At 39.4% G+C, this 18,467-nt stretch carries 26 protein-coding genes and 1 riboswitch; of the genes, 8 read left to right on the forward strand and 18 right to left on the reverse strand.

Going from position 1 to position 18,467, the window contains the following annotated elements:
• Positions 1 to 42: 42 nt before the first annotated feature.
• The 10 genes from EV282_RS12940 to EV282_RS12985 form a co-directional block, all read right to left on the reverse strand.
• Complete coding sequence (locus EV282_RS12940; protein WP_130296200.1) at positions 43 to 351, reverse strand: hypothetical protein; 309 nt, start codon at positions 349 to 351, stop codon at positions 43 to 45.
• Between the two features lie 314 nt (positions 352 to 665).
• On the reverse strand, positions 666 to 1,136 hold the full coding sequence (locus EV282_RS12945) for a DUF2975 domain-containing protein (protein ID WP_130296201.1): 471 nt from the start codon (positions 1,134 to 1,136) through the stop codon (positions 666 to 668).
• Between the two features lie 19 nt (positions 1,137 to 1,155).
• Positions 1,156 to 1,953 carry a DUF817 domain-containing protein gene (locus EV282_RS12950; protein WP_130296202.1) on the reverse strand — a complete coding sequence of 266 codons (798 nt, stop codon included), beginning with the start codon at positions 1,951 to 1,953 and terminating at the stop codon, positions 1,156 to 1,158.
• Positions 1,954 to 1,989: 36 nt separating this feature from the next.
• On the reverse strand, positions 1,990 to 2,208 hold the full coding sequence (locus EV282_RS12955; RefSeq protein WP_130296203.1) for a helix-turn-helix domain-containing protein: 219 nt from the start codon (positions 2,206 to 2,208) through the stop codon (positions 1,990 to 1,992).
• Positions 2,209 to 2,217: 9 nt separating this feature from the next.
• Positions 2,218 to 2,697: a DUF2975 domain-containing protein gene (locus tag EV282_RS12960; protein ID WP_130296204.1), complete on the reverse strand. Its 480-nt coding sequence runs from the start codon at positions 2,695 to 2,697 to the stop codon at positions 2,218 to 2,220.
• Positions 2,698 to 3,000: 303 nt separating this feature from the next.
• Positions 3,001 to 3,396: a group I truncated hemoglobin gene (locus EV282_RS12965; RefSeq protein WP_207224296.1), complete on the reverse strand. Its 396-nt coding sequence runs from the start codon at positions 3,394 to 3,396 to the stop codon at positions 3,001 to 3,003.
• Between the two features lie 401 nt (positions 3,397 to 3,797).
• Positions 3,798 to 4,676: a 5'-methylthioadenosine/S-adenosylhomocysteine nucleosidase gene (locus tag EV282_RS12970; protein ID WP_207224297.1), complete on the reverse strand. Its 879-nt coding sequence runs from the start codon at positions 4,674 to 4,676 to the stop codon at positions 3,798 to 3,800.
• 137 nt (positions 4,677 to 4,813) lie between these two features.
• Positions 4,814 to 4,917, reverse strand: a riboswitch (purine riboswitch).
• Between the two features lie 86 nt (positions 4,918 to 5,003).
• Positions 5,004 to 5,204, reverse strand: coding sequence for a hypothetical protein (locus tag EV282_RS12975; protein ID WP_130296205.1), 201 nt, complete (start codon positions 5,202 to 5,204; stop codon positions 5,004 to 5,006).
• Positions 5,205 to 5,215: 11 nt separating this feature from the next.
• Entirely contained in the window at positions 5,216 to 5,764 is a 549-nt protein-coding gene (locus EV282_RS12980) for a GNAT family N-acetyltransferase (RefSeq protein WP_130296206.1), read from the reverse strand.
• Positions 5,739 to 6,224 carry an NUDIX hydrolase gene (locus EV282_RS12985; protein ID WP_130296207.1) on the reverse strand — a complete coding sequence of 162 codons (486 nt, stop codon included), beginning with the start codon at positions 6,222 to 6,224 and terminating at the stop codon, positions 5,739 to 5,741. The genes EV282_RS12980 and EV282_RS12985 overlap by 26 nt, the downstream gene beginning before the upstream one ends.
• Before the next feature lie 101 nt (positions 6,225 to 6,325).
• Here EV282_RS12985 and EV282_RS12990 point away from each other — a divergent pair, with 101 nt between their 5' ends.
• On the forward strand, positions 6,326 to 7,405 hold the full coding sequence (locus EV282_RS12990) for a nitric oxide synthase oxygenase (RefSeq protein ID WP_130296208.1): 1,080 nt from the start codon (positions 6,326 to 6,328) through the stop codon (positions 7,403 to 7,405).
• 69 nt (positions 7,406 to 7,474) lie between these two features.
• On the opposite strand, the gene EV282_RS12995 is transcribed toward EV282_RS12990, so the two are convergent.
• The 5 genes from EV282_RS12995 to EV282_RS13010 form a co-directional block, all read right to left on the reverse strand.
• Positions 7,475 to 8,107, reverse strand: coding sequence for a LysE family translocator (locus EV282_RS12995; RefSeq protein WP_130296209.1), 633 nt, complete (start codon positions 8,105 to 8,107; stop codon positions 7,475 to 7,477).
• A gap of 226 nt (positions 8,108 to 8,333) precedes the next feature.
• Positions 8,334 to 8,459: a hypothetical protein gene (locus EV282_RS20595; protein WP_278043770.1), complete on the reverse strand. Its 126-nt coding sequence runs from the start codon at positions 8,457 to 8,459 to the stop codon at positions 8,334 to 8,336.
• Positions 8,460 to 8,476: 17 nt separating this feature from the next.
• Positions 8,477 to 9,700: a cation:proton antiporter gene (locus EV282_RS13000; protein ID WP_077362326.1), complete on the reverse strand. Its 1,224-nt coding sequence runs from the start codon at positions 9,698 to 9,700 to the stop codon at positions 8,477 to 8,479.
• Positions 9,697 to 10,197 carry a cation:proton antiporter regulatory subunit gene (locus tag EV282_RS13005; RefSeq protein ID WP_077362328.1) on the reverse strand — a complete coding sequence of 167 codons (501 nt, stop codon included), beginning with the start codon at positions 10,195 to 10,197 and terminating at the stop codon, positions 9,697 to 9,699. The genes EV282_RS13000 and EV282_RS13005 overlap by 4 nt, the downstream gene beginning before the upstream one ends.
• Before the next feature lie 146 nt (positions 10,198 to 10,343).
• Positions 10,344 to 10,667 (reverse strand): hypothetical protein, encoded by a 324-nt coding sequence (locus EV282_RS13010; protein ID WP_130296210.1) that lies wholly within the window; start codon positions 10,665 to 10,667, stop codon positions 10,344 to 10,346.
• A gap of 136 nt (positions 10,668 to 10,803) precedes the next feature.
• Here EV282_RS13010 and EV282_RS13015 point away from each other — a divergent pair, with 136 nt between their 5' ends.
• Positions 10,804 to 11,469: an AraC family transcriptional regulator gene (locus EV282_RS13015; protein ID WP_130296211.1), complete on the forward strand. Its 666-nt coding sequence runs from the start codon at positions 10,804 to 10,806 to the stop codon at positions 11,467 to 11,469.
• A 20-nt stretch (positions 11,470 to 11,489) separates the two neighbouring features.
• Here the strand turns inward: EV282_RS13015 and EV282_RS13020 are convergent, their stop codons facing one another.
• Complete coding sequence (locus EV282_RS13020; RefSeq protein ID WP_130296988.1) at positions 11,490 to 12,992, reverse strand: DHA2 family efflux MFS transporter permease subunit; 1,503 nt, start codon at positions 12,990 to 12,992, stop codon at positions 11,490 to 11,492.
• 277 nt (positions 12,993 to 13,269) lie between these two features.
• Here EV282_RS13020 and EV282_RS13025 point away from each other — a divergent pair, with 277 nt between their 5' ends.
• Positions 13,270 to 13,719: a GNAT family N-acetyltransferase gene (locus EV282_RS13025; RefSeq protein ID WP_207224298.1), complete on the forward strand. Its 450-nt coding sequence runs from the start codon at positions 13,270 to 13,272 to the stop codon at positions 13,717 to 13,719.
• 214 nt (positions 13,720 to 13,933) lie between these two features.
• Positions 13,934 to 14,077: a hypothetical protein gene (locus tag EV282_RS20290; RefSeq protein WP_165389459.1), complete on the forward strand. Its 144-nt coding sequence runs from the start codon at positions 13,934 to 13,936 to the stop codon at positions 14,075 to 14,077.
• A 28-nt stretch (positions 14,078 to 14,105) separates the two neighbouring features.
• Here EV282_RS20290 and EV282_RS13030 read toward each other — a convergent pair whose 3' ends face one another.
• Together EV282_RS13030 and EV282_RS13035 are read right to left on the reverse strand one after the other, a co-directional pair.
• Positions 14,106 to 14,651 carry a histidine phosphatase family protein gene (locus tag EV282_RS13030; RefSeq protein WP_130296213.1) on the reverse strand — a complete coding sequence of 182 codons (546 nt, stop codon included), beginning with the start codon at positions 14,649 to 14,651 and terminating at the stop codon, positions 14,106 to 14,108.
• Between the two features lie 12 nt (positions 14,652 to 14,663).
• Positions 14,664 to 15,227 carry a class I SAM-dependent methyltransferase gene (locus EV282_RS13035; protein ID WP_130296214.1) on the reverse strand — a complete coding sequence of 188 codons (564 nt, stop codon included), beginning with the start codon at positions 15,225 to 15,227 and terminating at the stop codon, positions 14,664 to 14,666.
• A 120-nt stretch (positions 15,228 to 15,347) separates the two neighbouring features.
• Here EV282_RS13035 and EV282_RS13040 point away from each other — a divergent pair, with 120 nt between their 5' ends.
• The 4 genes from EV282_RS13040 to EV282_RS13055 all read left to right on the forward strand — a co-directional run bounded on the left by EV282_RS13040 (position 15,348) and on the right by EV282_RS13055 (position 18,401).
• Complete coding sequence (locus EV282_RS13040) at positions 15,348 to 16,220, forward strand: aminoglycoside phosphotransferase family protein (RefSeq protein WP_130296215.1); 873 nt, start codon at positions 15,348 to 15,350, stop codon at positions 16,218 to 16,220.
• 13 nt (positions 16,221 to 16,233) lie between these two features.
• Complete coding sequence (locus EV282_RS13045) at positions 16,234 to 16,779, forward strand: GNAT family N-acetyltransferase (protein ID WP_130296216.1); 546 nt, start codon at positions 16,234 to 16,236, stop codon at positions 16,777 to 16,779.
• Positions 16,770 to 17,282, forward strand: a complete 513-nt coding sequence (locus tag EV282_RS13050; protein WP_130296217.1) for a GNAT family N-acetyltransferase — start codon at positions 16,770 to 16,772, stop codon at positions 17,280 to 17,282. The genes EV282_RS13045 and EV282_RS13050 overlap by 10 nt, the downstream gene beginning before the upstream one ends.
• A gap of 231 nt (positions 17,283 to 17,513) precedes the next feature.
• Positions 17,514 to 18,401, forward strand: coding sequence for a TVP38/TMEM64 family protein (locus tag EV282_RS13055; RefSeq protein WP_130296218.1), 888 nt, complete (start codon positions 17,514 to 17,516; stop codon positions 18,399 to 18,401).
• The last annotated feature ends 66 nt before the right edge of the window (positions 18,402 to 18,467 follow it).

Genomic DNA, 18,467 nt, shown 5'->3' on the forward strand with positions numbered 1-18,467 from the left:
CTTCTTTACTAATACAGTCAGGTTCCACTCTCCATAAATCCGTTAAGCCATATAGTATACACCGGACACAAGTATAGATAAGATACAAAACAATCCTGATGCGAGTGTAACTGGATTTACCAACGGCCAATTGTCTTCAATTGGCGCATCATAACCAAATCTAGCTCTTTGATAACCAGTAAAGTATCCAGATTTCCCTTTAACATTAAGAAGAAAAATGATTAATATTGAAAATGTTAAGATGCCAATTATAAAGAATGAATCTACCCAATTAAAATCAAATTTTATGTACAATAAATAAACCAATACCAATTCAATGGTCAGTGTAGTCATAAACTTTAATTTTTGCATTACACCCACTCCATTTGTTAATTTTTACCTATATACTTCTTTAATACCTAAGAATATCCCTTTTTCTTTAGACCTTAATCTTTTATGTATTCTTCTTAACAATAAAAAGCAGTTCAGTTTTGGAGTATAAAATGAAAAATAACACTCCAAAACGAACTGCTTTTTTATATGCTTTCCTTAATATGAATCGTATGTTAAGTCGTATAATTCGAATGAGTAGATAGGAATAAAAATTACGGAGGACCTTATCAAATAACAAACATTGGTCATTAAATCATAAAAACAATGTGGATGCATTTTGTAATACCACTTTTTTATTTATCTAGGAAACTTTTTAACGGTTTTTGAAGTACGTCCACAACAGCTATGATAATACTTGTGGCTAAAATACTCATCAGACTTATCGATATAGGACCTGCTGAATCATCTCCTGAGATACTAGAAATCACCTTTAAGCTTATTATCAATAACACAATGAAGAAAATGGCGGTAAAAGCACATTTTTTTATCACCTTTAAAGAATTAAGTGATGACTCCGAGAAAGCATTGTTCCCTTCGATAAAGGTTAATAGTTTATATACTTGAAACAACGAAAAAGAAAATGCAATACAGATTCCATACGCACATACTAAAAGTGGGTATATCGAGTAATCCCCATCTGGATGTGCTTTTACATCTCTAATGGTTAACACAGGCATCCAATAAATGCACAAAGTAAGCATTGCAATTCCAACCATAAAAATAATTACCTTTAAGAAAATGGCTGAACCTCGTTTACCATTCATTTAAAATACCTCACTTATCTCAATTCGGAGTGTAAAGGTTACTAGTAACAATACCCCTGGAATTGCCCTTAACCCTTTTCAGTGTTGCTACAATAAGAAAGCTGACGATCACTAACAGGAGCCATGAGCTCACCTTTCCGAGATGAACGAGACTCCACGCTTCGGTTTGATTCGGATATTTCCAAGCTCCAAAGAACGTCGCGATATTTTCGGCGATCCATATAAAAAATCCGATCAGCATGAAAGAAAGTGCGAGAGGCATTCGATACCGTGTTCCATTCACATTGTATGTTACCCATGATTGCCAAAAGACGATGATGACAAGTCCGGATAACCACCAGCGAACGTCAATCCAATAGTGGTGAGTGAAAAAATTCAAATAAATCGCAGCTGCAAGAGATACTACTGCCCAAAATGGTGGCCACTTCACCAATTCAACATTAAGTCTCCTCCACGCCTGGCATAGATAACTCGCTACACTCGCATACATGAATCCGCTGTACAGAGGCACCCCAGCTATTTTGGAATATCCTTCTCCTGGGTAAGACCACGAGCCCATATGAACCTTGAAAAGTTCAAGAGCAAGACCAATAAGGTGGAACAACGTGATCACTTTGAGTTCATCCTTTGTTTCAAGTCCTGAACGAACCATCAACCACTGCATCAAGAGGCAGATGATCAGCAACCAGTCATACCGAGGCAAGATTGGCATCGGCACGATTTGTGTAATAGCCAACGAGGCAAAGATAACGACTGGAAACAAACACGATAGGGCTTGCTCCCAACCAAATATAACGAGCTGCTTAAATGCTCTCATGATTCATGCCCCCACAGATTTTTAATAAGAAATGCCTTAATGGCTTTCCTCGTCACTTTTGTATTCTAAAAGATCCCCAGGCTGACATTCTAAAGCCTTACAGATTGCCTCTAAAGTGGACAAACGGATCGCTTTTGCTTTTCCGTTTTTCAAAATCGAAAGGTTAGCCATCGTGATTCCAACCTTCTCCGACAGTTCTGTAACGCTCATTTTCCGTTTAGCCAGCATCACATCGATATTGATTATAATCGCCATGTTTTCACCTCAGACCGTTAAATCATTCTCTGATTTTATATCGATCGCATTTTTTAATAGCTTTTGAAGAACAGCGGCAAAGACTGCGATCACCATGCTGCCAAAAATAATGACCATTCCGATTAAAATCATTCCCGGCGCATCATCAACCTCCGCCATAAGGTAAATGAGTGGCATAAATAACGCAAATAGTCCGCTGATGATGATGGCACAGTATTTGATATTCTGTATAGATCTCACTGATAATTCCGAGAAGGCTTCGTCCTTGTCTATGTAGCTTAAAAGTTTATAAGTTTGGAACAGTGCTGCAAAAAATGAAATCGCTGATGCATACAATCCGATCAAAAAAGGATATTGCAAAAAATCTAACGTTGGATTCAATTCTGCAAAAAACGCAGGGATCTCAGGCAAAATAAAGATACACAAACCAAGAACAGGAAGTCCCATAAGAAAAAGAACGAATTTCAAAAAGAATGTTTCTCGTTTCATAACCAAGCACCTCACCTATTTATTATTCAATATAATAATACATTGTTTATCGTTTTACAATAAACAATTATTGATATTTATTATATTATTATCGAAATGGATATATGTAATGTAAAATTAATTGTCGAAAGACCTATATTTTTAAAAAAAGACTTAATTAGCCTTAGAGAAGACTTAATTTTTCTAATTTAGACCTAATTTACTCTCATTTAGACCTTATTACTGCAATTTAGACTTTAGGCAAAAAAAAAGAGCATTCCTTATAAAAAGAAATGCTCCATAGAAACCTAATACGCTTCGATTTTATTTATACAAAATATCGTCTCTAAGTGATGCAACCCTTGTTAAGGCTGTATCGATATCCGACTCTGGCACACCGAAATGCGCTAGTGCATCGTGCAGATGTGTGGCGATCGCATTGAAATGCTCTGGCTGCAGGTTCATTCCTTCATGAGCTTTTGCCATTGACTTGCCTGAGTAGTTCTTTGGACCACCAAGTGCGAAGCTGATGAATTTCGTCTGATGGCTTTTTTGCTTTTCCATGTGAACGCCTTCAAAAAATTGATTCACCGTTTCGTCTTTTAACACTAGCTCGTTATAAAAGTAATCCACGACCTTAGCGATTGCTTCTTCGCCGCCAACTTTTTCATAGAGATTCTGTTCCAAAATAATAGCTCCTCCTATTGATGATTTTGACATACCTCAATATCTTTACCCTTTTTTATCATTTGAACAAGCCAATTTCGGATTTTGAGCCAAAAGTCCTTTTGGTATTTTTGCTGCATACGAAAAAATAACGGATCACTACCAGATTACGAATTATTTTCTGCAGCATAGAGAGAAAATGTTAAAAGTACTGTTTAAACGAGTAAAACGCTTAGAGCAAACTGCGCTCCAAGCGTCATTATATAATGGAAAAATAGATTTATGAGCCTACAATGATTTTTATGGTCCTTCAAATTAATTTATGGGCCTTCAAAATTTTTTATGATCCTTCCAATTTTTTTATGGTCCTTCAAGTTGATTTATAGGCTTTTCGACAAATCCCGGTTCCTGCAATCAAAAAAACCCGCAGAATCAATCCGCGGGGTTTAACAGCTCTATTTACCTTGCTTCTCTGCGATATATTCTTTTACTACTTCGTACACATAATCCTGGTTTGCCGCTGCTGTAGTTGGATCATACTTTCCGCCGTTCGTTTTGTTGTTTGATAAAACGCGGATTCCCAAGAATGCTACATCATACGCTTTAGAGATTTGTGCGGCTGATGCCCCTTCCATCTCTTCAACAGATGTTCCGAAGTTCTCATGGAACCAGTTGATGCGGTCCACTTCATTGTTCCAAACGTCTGCAGAACCGATCGTACCTTCTACCACTTTACCTTTTGTGTATTTGTCTTTTACAGCATGCGCAGCTGCAAGCAACTCTTCGTCACCTTCAAAATAACGCGCTTTCTCTGCATTCGGATCTTCTCCAGCACTTCCTTCTGAAGCCATCAAGTCCATTGGAATCCAAGAAGTTGGTTCAATGCCCTCGTTCTCTTCTAGATGAGGTGTTTTTAATGAACCTAGATTTACTGTTCTTTTTCCTAGTACGATATCAAATACATTCAGGCTCGGATCGTGGCCGCCAGAAGTGCCTTGATTAATGATCGCTGCTGGATCATATTTTTCAATGGCAACAGCTGTAGCTGCTGCCGTATTTTCCATACCTTTTCCTGTTTTCGCTACGATTACCGGATAGTTATCCAGTTTTCCTTTATAAAATACAAAGTTTCCAGATTTCTCTACTTTCACATTGTCTAAACGCTTTGCAAAGTTCTCAGCTTCAATCGGCATCGGACCTTGGATAATAATCGGCTGTCTTGGTTTTTCTTTACCTGAAGCATGTTCTGAAAAGTTAAGACCTGCAAGTGCTGTTACAAATAGTACAGCTGCAATCGTCAGTAATGCGTACTTCTTCCCCATTCGTTTCATCATTGTTGTCTCTCCTCCGTTGTCATGAATCACTCATAAATCTGCTCAAACAAAAAAGCCTAGAGTAATAGAATGTATCTACCTCTAGACTACCGGAGTTAAAGTATAGAATAGGATTCGGCGTACCAATAAAACAATGCCAATCCTGCACTTCAACTCGTAGTCCAGTTCTTTCATTGGGAACCGGGTAGAAACACTCAGACCATATTACCGAGCATATACGAGTAATTCGTTTTTCGTTCATAATACTTTGTTAATATAACAAACGAAAGAGAGTTATTCAACCTAAAACTGAATAATTATTAAAAATAATTGAGTAATGTTCGTGTTTCAAACAAAGACAATCGCGTAAATAAACCCTAACAAACCTAAATAAAACAGACTGGACCACATATCTAACGGTTCTGTGAAAAAGGCTAAAGTCATGACTGCCCTTTCTTTGTTAGACTCTGCTTTCATAAACTGATACATAAACATAGATAAAGAGACTATGATTAAGATGATGCTTCCTGTTAGAATCAATGTATTCATGAAGACCCAGCTTAATCTCGGAGATCATCTTTTAAAACTGAATACATATATAAATCATCAAATTTACCGCATGTATACTCGTAATGCCGCAACAAACCTTCTCGCTGGAAGCCGCTTTTCTCTACTAATTTCTGAGATGGCAGGTTAGCAGGTTCAATCAAAGCCTCGATACGCTCCAGTTCCAGATGCTGAAATCCGTACCTCACAACCGCTTCCAAAGCTTCACGTGCGACCCCTTTTCCCCAATACTCTTTGCTCAACTCGAAACCCACTTCTGATCGGTAATGCTTGGACACTCTGTTCAGAAATCCGCAGCTTCCTATCACCCTATGATCATCTTTAAGCGTGATCCCCCATCTGATTCCTGTGCCACCTTTAAAGATCGATTCATACCAGGCGATTTCATCGTACGCATCTTCAACAGATGCAAAGGGTTCTAACCCCATATGTTTTACAACGTTTGGGTCAGACAAATAGCGGAGCATGTCTTCTGCATCAGCTTTGGTTACTTCTCTTAAAAACAATCGCTCGGTCTCAATAATTGGAAATTGGTTGTTCATGTCCGATATCTCCTTTTTCTCTCATTCTTGTCAGCCTTTTATGTAATTCCCATAATGCTGTTCGATTGCTGTCCCATTTAAGCTCCCTAAAGGCTTCTTCATAACACACCCATTTCAAATCAGTATGTTCCTTTGATAACTGCAGCTCAAAATCAGAAACGTCTACTCCAAAAGAGTATTCCTTTATGACATAAACCTCCTCACCCCACAAGAACTCTCCAACAACATGTTCTACGGGCAATGACGTGATTGAATCTAGCATCACCAACTTGCAGGATTCAGTGAGTCCAGTTTCTTCGAACACTTCACGTCTTGCTGCCTCGAGCGGTGTTTCTTCACCTTCCCCACCACCCGCTATTCCTTGCCAATAATGCAAATCAGCTCGCTTTAGGATCGCATATTCAATGATACTTCCTGTCATTCTGTAAGGCAGAACCAAAACCTGGAACGGAGCTCGCATACCTTTTCCTCCATGTACGTTTATTGTAACAGTTTAAGACGATAAACACGGTAAAACTCGGCTATTATAATAATAACTTATTTTTAGCTGGGGGCTTTATTTTGAATACCACTCTTTTACAAGAAGCAAAAGACTTTATCACTGCCTGCTATCAGGAGTTAAATAGACCACAGATTGAGATCGATGAACGAATAGACTATATCACCAAACAGATCGAATCAACAGGTACTTATAAGCACACTTCGTTAGAAATCGATCATGGCACAAAAGTGGCTTGGCGCAATAGCAATCGATGCATCGGACGGCTTTTCTGGGATCAGATGCACACTTTTGATAAAAGGGAATTGAAGACAGAAAAAGAGATTTTCGAGGCGATTTTAAAGCACATGGCGTATGCAACAAATGGCGGGCGAATCCGTCCTTCGATCTCAGTCTTCGCACCGCAAAAAGAAAATCAGCGGATCCGCATCTGGAACCATCAACTGATTCGATATGCCGGCTACACTACACCGGATGGCGTAATTGGCGACCCCGCTTCCATCTCTTTTACAGAAAAATGCATGGAGCTTGGCTGGGAACCAAAGTACGGAAAGTTCGATATTTTGCCGATTGTTATTCAGATCAACGATCATCCACCTAAGCTGTTTGAACTGCCAGAAAGCACTGCTCTTGAAGTAGAGATCCGACACCCTGAATACGAGTGGTTTGAAGACCTGCAGCTTAAATGGCATGGTGTTCCTTTCATTTCAGATATGGCTCTTGAGATTGGAGGGATCCGTTATACGGCCGCTCCCTTTAACGGATGGTATATGGGTACGGAGATCGGTGGGCGGAATCTGGCCGATGAAGACCGGTACAACATGTTGCCGCAGATCGCCTCACTCATGGGACTCGATACGAAAAGTTCGATCTCATTATGGAAGGATAAAGCACTCTTTGAGCTTAACATCGCGGTACTGCACTCATTCCGCCAAGACAGCGTCAGCATCGTGGACCATCATACGGCGGCACAGCAGTTTAAGAAGTTTGAAGAAAAAGAAATAGAGAGCGGCAGACCGGTCACCGGGAATTGGGCATGGCTCATTCCGCCGATGTCACCTGCCACGACACATATCTTTCATAAGCCTTATAAGAACGATATCGTTAAACCAAATTATTTTTATCAACCGAGACCTTATTAATCAATAAAATAGATGTTATACAAAGGCCCTCGATCGATATTGATCAAGGGTCAATCTTTTACATACAACTTAAGTATGGGACTTTTCTAGAGCTAGTTTGATTCCGAATCCTATCAATATTGTACCTGTGATTCCTTCAATCATTGTTTGTGCTTTAGGTCTTTTCATAAATGCACTAATCTGATTAATTAAATAGACATAAAGTAAAAACCAAACAGAAGTCAATACAGTATAAGTGATACCCATTATTAAAAACGGGACAAAGGTATTGCTCCCTGGGTCAACGAATTGAGGCAAAAAGGTTAAGAAAAATACAGCCACCTTGGGATTGAGGATATTGGTAAGGAACCCTTGCTTAAAACATGATGTGTTTTCAAATTGTTTATCTGCATTCATCTCAACACTTGCTGCTGCTTCTCTTTTTTTCAGAGACCATAATGTTTTAACACCCAAATATATTAAGTAAACAGCACCAACGTATTTGAAGACAGAAAATAATAACGCTGATTTAACAATGATTGCTGAAAGCCCTAATACAGCAGCTGAAGTATGGATGAGAAGTGCACAACAAGTACCTAAAGCTGTTTTCAGACCTCCGCTTTTCCCAACGGTGAGCGTATTTTTGGTAGCAATGGCAGTATCGGGACCGGGTAAAATAATTAAAAAAATACACATAAGGACAAACAGATAAAAGTTTTCCATTTTAGCATCCCTTTCTAATTAAAATAGGATCTTCTGAATATATGATCCTTCCAATTTATTATAAATAGAATTTGAAATCAATTATTATTTGATTGATTTGTTTACTTCTAGAAGCACTCTGGATTTATTATGGTTATGTGACAAAAAAAGACCAAATCAACCATGCGATTTGGTCTTTTATTGATTGTATAACCAGGAAGGCTAACCGGTACTAAAGCAACCCTTATTATACATGCTTCAAAAATTCAAGAAAACTTGGGTACTCATGATCTGGTATTGAAAGATTATAAAAATGTGTACAGATCAATACTAAAACTACAACAAGAACACTAAACCAAATTACCTCTTTCATCTATACAGTCTCCTTCTTCAATTCGCTTTCTTTTTTATCTGTGGATTTTCTGTCTTCCAGTTAAAAATCCCATTTAAGAACGTATAGATTCTCTTTGATTCTTTTGTAAGCAAAGGGCCAAGGATGGCTAAGATCAATACATAAAGTGCAGAGAACGGTTTTAAAATCGAAGCTAATCCTCCGGCCATACCGATGTTGGCAACGATTATGGAAAACTCTCCTCTTGAAACAATCGTTAATCCGATGTTTGATGAAGCTTTATGAGATAGCCCCGCTCTCCTCCCCGCGATCATTCCAGCTGCAAAATTCCCGATGATCGTGATTACTACAGCTCCCAAAGCAAGCCATACTGCGCCGCCTAAAGTAAATGGATCAATACTTAAACCAAAGCTAAAGAAAAAGATTGCGCCGAAGAAATCCCTAAACGGAATGACCATTTTTTCAATCCGTTCACTGTGCTCTGTCTCAGAAAACACTAGTCCTAATAGAAGGGCGCCGATCGCCTCCGCAACATGAATGGTCTCTGAGAATCCAGCGATAAAAAACAAACAAGCAAAGATCACAATGATAAAAATCTCATTGGACGTGATATTAAGAATCTTGTTCAAATGTTTTGTACATGTTCTGGCAATAACAAAGAACAAAGCCATATATCCAAACGCGATTAAAATGGACTTAACTACTCCAAACACAGAAGTCGCATCACCAAATACCAAACCTGAAATGATCGATAGGTAAACCGCTAAAAAAATATCTTCGAACATGATTATTCCTAGAATCAGTTCCGTTTCAGGATTCGCTGTTCGTCTAAGATCAACGATGACCTTTGCAACAATGGCACTCGATGAAATGGTTATGATTCCAGCGATGATAAGAACTTCTAATAAGGGAAAGCCCATGATTAAGGCATAGAGCAACCCTAATGTAAAGTTAATCAGAATATAAATACTGCCACCTACAGCAATGTTTTTTCCAGACCGCACTAATTTCCCTACTGAAAATTCTAAGCCGAGATAGAACAGAAGAAATAATACACCCACTCTGCCAAAGAAGGTTATGATTTCATTACTGTTGATAAAAGTTAGGTCCAATACACCGATAACAGGGGCATGCGGCCCAACAATCATCCCGAAAATGATAAGGAACGGAATGATGGAAAAATTTAATTTGTTTGCGAGCAAAGCCGCAATTGAAATGATAACTAAGGCTGTCCCTACTTCAAGTACGAGGTGGTTAGTCATTCACCCTTCACCTCAGCAGAGAACATCTCTTTTATGATTCTTTTCACACCATGTCTTTCTCCTGAGATAACTAGCATATCTCCTTCATGAATCATCGTTTCAGGTCCAGGGTTCAGCACCTTCTGATTTCCTTTCACAATGGCAATAACAGATACTTCATATTGCTGGCGAATGTCTAACTCACCGATTGTTTTATTGACTGCAAATGATGTGGGTTCAATTCTATACCATTCGATCATCAGTTCATCAAAGGCCATCTCAATGTTTTCAATTGCTTTCGGCCGATAGATGATACCGCCGATAATCGCTGCAAACTGTCTTGCTTCCGTATCACTCAAGGTTACAGAGGACAAACTCTCTTCATAATCATTTTTATCAAAATGGTAGATTTCTCGTCGACCATCATCATGAACGATCACCACCACTTTATCTCCATTTGCAATTTCCACTTCAAACTTTCTGCCGATTCCGGGTAATTCGATTTCTTTTACGATCATAACAATCTCCTTTTTTCATGTTTAGGCATGACAAATACACGTTCGAAGGTTTGTTTTTTCCGAACAATGAATCATGGATTTTTTTCTTTACGAAATAAACCCTTGTTGTTTAAGGATTTTTAAGAATAAATGGGATTGTATGATCATCAGAGGTAATTCGATTGGAATTGATAAGGGGTAAGAAATACTGCTTCCTTGTGAATGTGGTCACTAGAAGGCTGAAACTTAAATTCGGTCTGTTCATCTATCAGTATATTGCTATTTAACTGTATAGCTATTAGACCCTTTTTTAATTTCTTACTTTTTGTTGGATATTCGCCAATAATCGTTGAAGTATCGAACGACGCAGCAGTGGATAAATCAAACACGTCATCCTGAGGTGGTGATGATAAGTTTTTCATATTATAGTTTGGAAATAGTGATGTGCCGATAAACACATACAGCAAAGCCAACAATAAAAATTTACGCAATTCTTACTCCCCCCTTTCTGTCTTTAATTTTACCATAGAACAAGACGTTTTTTGTTTACGATTTAACTATTGATTGTTTCATAGAAAATGAGGAAGATTAGAGTGTATCCATATTGATTAACAGGAGGTTATAGAGATGAGTCCCAATAGGAAGCTGCATATTCTAAACGGCCAAGAAATGTACAGGCACTTTACAAAAACACCATTCCTTCAAGATGAACTGAAGATCCCCTTTAACGAGGCAATGTGCTATGGAAACACGTCAGAAGACATTTTTTCAAATGAATTTGCAGAAATTCGTTCTAACGTTCATCACGTTACACTTGATGAGTATACTGAGGTCACGTTAGAACCTCTGCAGCCACTCTTAAATCATGAGTTTGAAAGCATCGAACTATGGTTTGACGCTGATATGTTTTGTCAGATCAATTACTTGACGCTTCTTGCCTGGCTGGATCAGACAAATCATCAAAGCACGATTACGCTTCATATTGTAGATAATCAGTTTGAACCAATAGAAAATTATTCATTGGAAGCTAAAGGATATTATGAACTATACAAACAAGTTCTGATCCATAAGACGAGCCCTGAAACGATTGATCCTCCACCTCTAAAGAAGGGAGTCCAGCTTTATATAAATTACTTAAAAGATGACAGTGATATCTTGCAGTTCATTCAACAAAATTTACATCTCACAGATAATGAACTAACAGCCGAACTCCTTGAGAATTTTAAAGAGTATGGTCTAGGGGATCTGCAATACTTGGATATGGTTAAAAAAAGCCGATTATCTCTGTATTAGTGAGATAACCGGCTTGTTTTTTAGTTTGCAGTTCCTTGCTCTACTTTCAATGCATGAGCCTGTGGAACCGCACGTTTAATGAATAAGGAAACGATCCAGGCGATCGCAACCAGCCCAAAGGCGAGTAAGAATGCGCTCTTCATTCCAGCAATCATCGCTAGAATCTGCATGGTAACTCCATCTTCCTTCATTCCCTGACTCTCCAAATAGCGAGCAGAGCTATTGGTCATAATCGAAACAAGCAATGCCGTTCCAACTGCACCCGCTACCTGCTGGAGTGTGCTGATAATCGCCGTCCCATGAGGATATAACGGTGGCGGCAGTTCGTTTAGAGCGTTGGTCATGATCGGCATCATGACCATTGAAATCCCTAACATCAAGAGTGTATTGAAAATCATGATTGTGATGTATGGAGTGGTTAAGTCGATAAGAGCAAACTGCCAAAGCGTGTTGGCAATCAGACCTAATCCGATCAGAGCTAGCCACTTGGCACCGAATTTATCAAATAAACGGCCTGTTATCGGAGACATGATACCCATGACAATCCCGCCCGGCAGCATAATCAGTCCTGCTTTCAACGGACTGTATCCCAACGCGTTCTGAAGAAAGATCGGCAGCAGCATCATGGCTGAAAACATTGCCATCATAACAATCATCATGATCAGTGTGGACATCCTAAATATGCTGTACTTAAATGTCCGAAGATTAAGCAGTGGTTCTGAGATGGTCAACTGTCTCCAAGTAAACAACATTAATGAAACAACACCGATTGCAATCGGAATCAAAACGTCATTGCTCGACCAGCCTCCATGTCCTTCACCTGAACTGCTGAAACCATAGACAATACCCCCAAACCCTAACGTTGAGAGCAGCAGCGAGATCAGATCCACTTTTGGATTCGTCGTCTCTGTAACGTTTTTAAGCTTTGCATAAGCAAAACCAATAACTAAGAGTGCAATGGGCAGCACGCCATAAAAGAGTACCCGCCAGCTGAAATGCTCGACAATGATTCCTGAAAGAGTAGGTCCGATCGCAGGAGCAAAGGTAATCACAATACCGATCGTCCCCATAGCCGATCCCCTTTTTTCAAAAGGAACAACAGAAAACACGACATTCGTGAGTAAAGGAAACAGCAATCCCGTCCCCGACGCCTGAAGCAGCCTTCCGAGAATAAGAAATTCGATCCCTGGTGAAATGGCGGCTATAAATGTTCCGAGTGTAAACAAAGACATGGCTCCGAGAAACAAGCTTCTTGTTGTAAACCGCTGAATGAGATAAGCAGTAACCGGAATAAGAACGCCAATAACAAGAAGGTATCCCGTCGAGAGCCATTGCGCCGTACTTGGTTCGATTCCAAAATCGGCCATGATTTTTGTCAGAGCAACGTTCAGCAGTGTTTCGTTCAAAATGGCAACGAATACACCGAGAATCATAATCATAACTAACAAAAAGTTGGCTTTGCTGCCGAACGTTCCCCCTGTTTCAGTTGATTGATTTTGATTTTTCACTTTTTCTCCTTTCATCCAAATGGTGTGCACAAACTCGCGCAACCCATTGAAATGACGTTATTAATAAAATCACAGTATTAGGATTAACACATTTATAGCAGAACAAACATTCGCATTTAATACTATCACAAATATGAAGAAACTGACAATCATCCTTTTGTTGGAATTTATGCGATCAATCAATACTCATTTTCCCATCTATATCTTTCATCATAACTATCATTTATACTTTTTAAAAAGAATACTTATATCATTCGAGCTAATCATTTTTATTCAATCGGGGGGGATTGTTGTGAAAGATGTAAGAGGCGAACGATATAGCGCATCGGTCGGAGACGGAGATCCTGATTTAGATAAACGACTTTCCGATGAACTGGATAAGGTAAACTCTGCAGCGACGGCCGGGGTTGATGCGGCAAGAGAAATAACCGTAAAGATTGTAGACAATTCAGGTGAACTTGCAGCAGGAATGAGCGGATGGAGTTGGGGTGTCGCAGCGGGAATCGGCATGACATGGGTACGTGAAAACACACGCGGAGACGGACTTGGTTCTAGACTGTTGAAAGAATTTGAAGCTGAAGCACTAGCGCGAGGCTGCACCCACGTGTTTACAACCTCGTTCACTTTTCAAGCACCCGGCTTTTATGAGCGACACGGATACAAAGAAATTTTCCGTTGGGAAGGCGTTCCTACTCCGGATGCTGCCGACGTGCACTTTCGGAAGGAATTAACTAGATCCTAATGGTAGATTTATGATGGATTGAGCACCATAAAGAATATTTTTGAGAGAAATCCCATTTTATGCACGGTAATCTTCTATAATTGCACACATGAAATTTTTTATAGAAACTTCGACAAACGACGCTTGTCCCCTTATACAATTCATCCCTCCAAACGATTGAATACACACTTTCATTCGTGGCAAGACTAATTTTACAAAGGAGAGATGAAAAGATATGGACACGAAAGACTTTAAAGCAGCAAATCTATCAGAAAATCTGGTTGACGAAATTCAGTCTCTTGAAGAGAAAATCAGCCAGCAAGCGAACAAAAAAGTGGTCGTTATCGCGTATGAACAAGGTTCAGAGGGTAACCTGTAAAGAGAAATAGACGCCTATTTCTCTTTTTTTATTTCACTAATGACTTCTTTTCAAATGAATAGGTTTGGTATTTCCCGTTATCTGATGAGTATTTTAAGATGTTCTGATCTGTGGGTATTCCATGGAAAAAAGCTCCGACCGCTCCAGTAGTACATCTGTGCCCGGAGATTAGAATGTTTGTTTCGCTGTCTCCATACTTTTGTTCCAGCTCGTGCATAAAGTGAAACACTCTTTTAACAAAATCCTGTTTGTCCTCTACTCCATGATAAATGATTGAATCAGGAGTCGCTCCATCCGTTATCACTTCTACTTTTCTCAACCCGTCCGCTTCTCCTAAATCGAATACATCTAATCTCGGATCAACGACAGGTGTCATACCAGTTGCGATCTCCGCCGTTTGAACAGCTCTTTCTTGTGGTGAAGAATAGACAAGATCGAAGTTGATGTGGTTTAAATCGATTTTTAACACTTCTGCCTGTTGAACTCCGACATCATTTAAAGGCAAACCTTGCCTTCCTTGCAGTCTTCCCTCTTTGTTTAGATCTGTTTGACCATGTCTCATTACATAGATCATCCGATTACCTCCTTAGTATTCTTTCTTAATTGCATCTACGATCAACGATGGAAAAGCGAGTTCTTCTTGATTTCGAGGATCGATTTTCTTAGAACGAAAAATGACTCCATCCTGTTCATTCCAATCTGTATGATGGAATCGCCCTTCCTCATCACAATACTCAAGCAACCTCACTTCAAACCCGGTAGTCTCAAACAAATTTGATAACGTTTGATAGTTGTATACGATCATATGACTTGCCGCTGGATGGTCTTTCGGTCCAGGTCCGCCGATCTGAACAATCCTTTGATATTCGTCATTCCTGAAATAACCATCAGGCACGGCACAGCGAATATAACCGGAAGGCTTCAAATAGTCGTAACAAAGTTTTGCAGCAGCAATCCCCTCTTCAAAAGAAAGATGCTCCCAAACATGTTCAGCCAATATTGCTGTTATTGAATTTGGCTGAAATCGATCATTCCACGTATTTGAATTCAGTAAATCCAGCTCACTCTCTTGTGTATGGATCCAGCCGGGATTGTTCATAAATTCCCCAGCACCAATAACGACCTTTATATCTGAATGAGACACAATCATCTCGTCACTCCTCGAATTTCTTTTTCCAGAAGTTTATTATTTCGTTAACTTTTTTCTATCTCCTTTTTCACTTATATACACATTGGAGAATTATGTTAAATTGATAATGGAGGTGTTTGTATGGACATCAAGACGATTATCGACGAACTCATGAATATTGGAATCTCAAAAAAAATAGTAGAAACGAAACCGTTAAGCGGCGGCACAACGAGCAAATTATATCTGCTCTCTGACAGCGAAAATAACAAATACGTTGTTAAATTTAATGAACCACACGTGTTAGAGGCAGAGTCACATTTTCTAGCTTTTTATAAGGACGTGGCTTTCCTGCCCGACCTTTTATATACAGAACCTGCCTACCGTTACATCGTTTATTCATTCGTTGCAGGAGCAGTTGACTATCCTAAGAAAAATAAAAAAGAGATGCTGCAGACATTGGTAGAGCAATTAATCAACCACTATAGAATTGTTGCAGAACCTGACAACTGGGGCTGGGCAGATGAACTCACCGATTCGTGGCAAAGCTTCTTATTGAGCAGAGCGAACGAGTCATCAACGATCTTGAATACTCATCTTGAAAAGGAAGATCATGAATTTATTCTGGAACTAATAAAAAGTTGGAACAGAAATCGTGAGTTCAAACAACCTTACTTATTACATGGAGATTGCGGAATACATAATTTTATTTTTACCGAAGAGAAACTGACTGGAGTGATCGACCCCACTCCTGTATACGGTGAACCGCTTTATGACCTGATTTATGCATTTTGTTCATCACCAGATGATTTAGCAAAAGAAACGATTCAATCAGCGGCGAGTCTATTAAAAGCTTACCAAAACAAGAATGATAGATTTTTGCACGAGGAAGTTCTAATGGGTCTGTATTTCAGAATGGCATCATGTGTCAGACATCATCCCGAAGATCTTGAGGAATACCTTAAAGCTTGGGAGTATTGGAAGAACATCGTCAAAGCGACTTCTTTGAAAAAATAACTCGGAGGAAAATATGACATACAGCGATAAAGAATTAACGATCCGACCCATAACTGATGAGGACCTACCGAAACTATGGGAACTGCTCTATAAAGAAGAATCACCAGAATGGAAAAAGTGGGATGCGCCTTACTACGAGCATAAGTCTCTTCCGTTTGAAGAGTTCATGGAACAAAAAGACAAGTTCGTCCAGTCAAAAAGTCGCTGGGTCATCACAGTAAATGATGACGTGATCGGAACGGTAAGCTACTATTGGGAGCACAAACCTTCTAACTGGCTTGAGATGGGCATCGGAATCTATGATCCTGCGTTTTGGAGCGGCGGATACGGAACAAGAGCTCTCCGCCTATGGATTCACCATCTGTTTACAACCATGCCCCTCGTGCGCGTTGGCTACACGACGTGGTCTGGAAACGAAAGAATGATAAAGGTCGGAGAAAAATTTGGAATGACGATGGAAGCAAGACTGCGAAAGTGCCGTTTTTATAACGGAGAATACTATGATTCTATCAGGATGGGACTGCTTCGTGAAGAGTGGGAGGAAAGCCAGTGTATCTAAAAACTGATAGGCTATTAATCAGAAACTTTGAAGAAAATGATTGGGAAGCTGTTCATGAGTATACATCTGATCACGATGTCATGAAATATATCCCTGAAGGCGTTCTTTCAGAAGAGAAAACGAAGGAATTTATTAATAAAAATAGAGATGCAGAGCCAGAGCAGTTCGCAGTAGGACTGCTAGAGGATAACACTCTGATCGGACACATCTCTTTTCATAAATATTTCGGTGATCATACGTACGAGATCGGCTGGGTGTTTAATCCGAAATACTACAATAAAGGGTATGCATCAGAAGCAGCCAAAGCAGTATTGAAAAATGGATTCGAAGCTTTGAACTTGCATCGGATCATCGCCACCTGCCAGCCTGAGAATCCTCCCTCCTACCGCGTGATGGAGAAGATCGGCATGAGAAGAGAAGGTTATTTCAAAAAGTGCATCCCCCATGGAGATGAATGGTGGGATGAGTATTATTACGCGATTCTAAAAGAAGAGTGGAAATAAAAAGAATGAATTCTTTACTAAAGAGTATTGTATGATTTCCGTAATCCGGCACATTTCTGTTATAAGAAATGTGCCCTTTTTTTATAAAACGGACCAGATTATGTTTATTAGATGTTGTGCCGACCAATACGTCTCAAGTCTTATTCAAAATACTTCTGTAGAAACTGTCTTACAATAATGCTTCGGACTAAACTATTCGTATAAAGACTTTACGAACGGAGACCAAACGTCATGACAGACACTTTTTCCAGAAAACAAGTCACACTGGAACTTTTGCTTCACATCACACTAATATCAATGACCCTTGTAACATTGATCAAGTTGTTGCCGACCATTCAGCCTATCTTTAAGTTGGTTGGCGTCGGACTTTCGATTTGCATCGTAACCTTCGACTTACTCTTCTTATGTAAACGTAATCTGCAATCTTTAAAAATCACTCGCCTAATTGCACTCTATTTCTTTGCCGTCAGCATGTTCGCGTTTGCTATCTTTTACGTGACAAAGTTATTAGTGCTAACAGACATGTACGGATTTGAAAATTTATTAAAGTTACACGAGTCTGCTGCAAAACTCATCTACTTAGCCATCTGTTTTGCGCAGCCAATTCTCCTGCCCCTTCCTGAAGTCGTAACGGTTGCTGCGGCTAGTGCTGTATTTGGACCGGTCACAGCGATTTCTTTAGGATTCCTCGGAACACTGACTGGAATCATCATCATGTATTTCATTGCACGGTTTGGCGGACACCGCATTGTTTCAAGGTTGATAAAAGAAGAACACCTCACAAAGTACCAGACTTATGTACAGAGAAATGAAGTCCTCTTTTTAGCAATGATGTTTATCATTCCAATTTTACCGGACGAAATCATTTGTATTGGAGCGGGACTTGGCGGAGTTACGTTTCGAAGTTTTTTTATTATTGCAGCACTATCGAAGCTGTTCACGTCGACTATATTTGCATACTCTGTCGAACTCGCGAAGATCTTCTCGTTAACAACGACCGAACTGATGGTGTATGCTTCAATTATTGCAGGAGCTGCATTTCTCTTAACAACGATGATTAAGAGAAATGTGAGGCAGAAAGAAGAAAGCATTAAGTTGAACCTGAGGAAAAAAATCTAGTCTCAACATAAGTGTTCATTTATTGAGGGAACAGCTTAAAGTGCATAACTAATAGCAAGATAAATC

This window comes from Fictibacillus sp. BK138, from assembly GCF_004216955.1.
Lineage (GTDB): Bacteria > Bacillota > Bacilli > Bacillales > Fictibacillaceae > Fictibacillus.

Bases quoted from the DNA above. Each gene is read 5' to 3' on its own strand.
- EV282_RS13020 (WP_130296988.1), bottom strand. From the start codon at position 12,992: ATGAAAGGAGAAAAAGTGAAAAATCAAAATCAATCAACTGAAACAGGG.
- EV282_RS13045 (WP_130296216.1), top strand. From the start codon at position 16,234: ATGACATACAGCGATAAAGAATTAACGATCCGACCCATAACTGATGAG.
- EV282_RS12950 (WP_130296202.1), bottom strand. From the start codon at position 1,953: ATGAGAGCATTTAAGCAGCTCGTTATATTTGGTTGGGAGCAAGCCCTA.
- EV282_RS12975 (WP_130296205.1), bottom strand. From the start codon at position 5,204: ATGAATACATTGATTCTAACAGGAAGCATCATCTTAATCATAGTCTCT.
- EV282_RS12965 (WP_207224296.1), bottom strand. From the start codon at position 3,396: ATGTCAAAATCATCAATAGGAGGAGCTATTATTTTGGAACAGAATCTC.
- EV282_RS12995 (WP_130296209.1), bottom strand. From the start codon at position 8,107: ATGGAAAACTTTTATCTGTTTGTCCTTATGTGTATTTTTTTAATTATT.
- EV282_RS12960 (WP_130296204.1), bottom strand. From the start codon at position 2,697: ATGAAACGAGAAACATTCTTTTTGAAATTCGTTCTTTTTCTTATGGGA.
- EV282_RS13055 (WP_130296218.1), top strand. From the start codon at position 17,514: ATGACAGACACTTTTTCCAGAAAACAAGTCACACTGGAACTTTTGCTT.
- EV282_RS13005 (WP_077362328.1), bottom strand. From the start codon at position 10,197: ATGATCGTAAAAGAAATCGAATTACCCGGAATCGGCAGAAAGTTTGAA.
- EV282_RS12980 (WP_130296206.1), bottom strand. From the start codon at position 5,764: ATGAACAACCAATTTCCAATTATTGAGACCGAGCGATTGTTTTTAAGA.
- EV282_RS12955 (WP_130296203.1), bottom strand. From the start codon at position 2,208: ATGGCGATTATAATCAATATCGATGTGATGCTGGCTAAACGGAAAATG.
- EV282_RS12945 (WP_130296201.1), bottom strand. From the start codon at position 1,136: ATGAATGGTAAACGAGGTTCAGCCATTTTCTTAAAGGTAATTATTTTT.
- EV282_RS20290 (WP_165389459.1), top strand. From the start codon at position 13,934: ATGGACACGAAAGACTTTAAAGCAGCAAATCTATCAGAAAATCTGGTT.
- EV282_RS13035 (WP_130296214.1), bottom strand. From the start codon at position 15,227: ATGATTGTGTCTCATTCAGATATAAAGGTCGTTATTGGTGCTGGGGAA.
- EV282_RS13000 (WP_077362326.1), bottom strand. From the start codon at position 9,700: ATGACTAACCACCTCGTACTTGAAGTAGGGACAGCCTTAGTTATCATT.
- EV282_RS13030 (WP_130296213.1), bottom strand. From the start codon at position 14,651: ATGATCTATGTAATGAGACATGGTCAAACAGATCTAAACAAAGAGGGA.
- EV282_RS12985 (WP_130296207.1), bottom strand. From the start codon at position 6,224: ATGCGAGCTCCGTTCCAGGTTTTGGTTCTGCCTTACAGAATGACAGGA.
- EV282_RS12940 (WP_130296200.1), bottom strand. From the start codon at position 351: ATGCAAAAATTAAAGTTTATGACTACACTGACCATTGAATTGGTATTG.
- EV282_RS12970 (WP_207224297.1), bottom strand. From the start codon at position 4,676: ATGATGAAACGAATGGGGAAGAAGTACGCATTACTGACGATTGCAGCT.
- EV282_RS13040 (WP_130296215.1), top strand. From the start codon at position 15,348: ATGGACATCAAGACGATTATCGACGAACTCATGAATATTGGAATCTCA.
- EV282_RS13015 (WP_130296211.1), top strand. From the start codon at position 10,804: ATGAGTCCCAATAGGAAGCTGCATATTCTAAACGGCCAAGAAATGTAC.
- EV282_RS20595 (WP_278043770.1), bottom strand. From the start codon at position 8,459: ATGAAAGAGGTAATTTGGTTTAGTGTTCTTGTTGTAGTTTTAGTATTG.